Raw genomic sequence first — 484 nt, forward strand, 5'->3', positions numbered from 1 at the left:
ATTCATGACTGGGGTGAAGTCGTAACAAGGTAACCGTAGGGGAACCTGCGGTTGGATCACCTCCTTACCTTAAAGAAACGTTCTTTGTAGTGCTCACACAGATTGTCTGATGAAAAGTAAATAGCAAGGCGTCTTGCGATTGAGACTTCAGTGTCCCCTTCGTCTAGAGGCCCAGGACACCGCCCTTTCACGGCGGTAACAGGGGTTCGAATCCCCTAGGGGACGCCACTTGCTGGTATGTGTGAGTGAAAGTCGCCGACCGAAGTATCTCAAAACAGACTTCCGAGTCTCGTTTGAGATATTTGCTCTTTAAAAATCTGGATCAAGCTGAAAATTGAAACGACACACTGTTTCATTTCTCCGTAATAAGAAATGAAAAGCGGTGTGTTCGAGTCTCTCAAATTTTTGCAACACTGAAGTGTTTTACGAAACATCTTCGGGTTGTGAGGTTAAGCGACTAAGCGTACACGGTGGATGCCCTGGC

At 46.7% G+C, this 484-nt stretch carries 1 tRNA gene and 1 rRNA gene; both read left to right on the plus strand.

Annotated features, from left to right (window positions below):
* Positions 1-67: ribosomal RNA gene (locus tag KQJ19_RS23835) — 16S ribosomal RNA — on the plus strand; the annotation flags it as partial.
* 85 nt (positions 68-152) lie between these two features.
* Positions 153-228 (plus strand) — tRNA-Glu (locus KQJ19_RS23840).
* Positions 229-484: the final 256 nt, after the last annotated feature.

Origin of the sequence: Citrobacter sp. S46_ASV_140, from assembly GCF_018919545.1 — a bacterium.
In the GTDB taxonomy this organism is placed as follows: domain Bacteria; phylum Pseudomonadota; class Gammaproteobacteria; order Enterobacterales; family Enterobacteriaceae; genus Citrobacter; species Citrobacter braakii.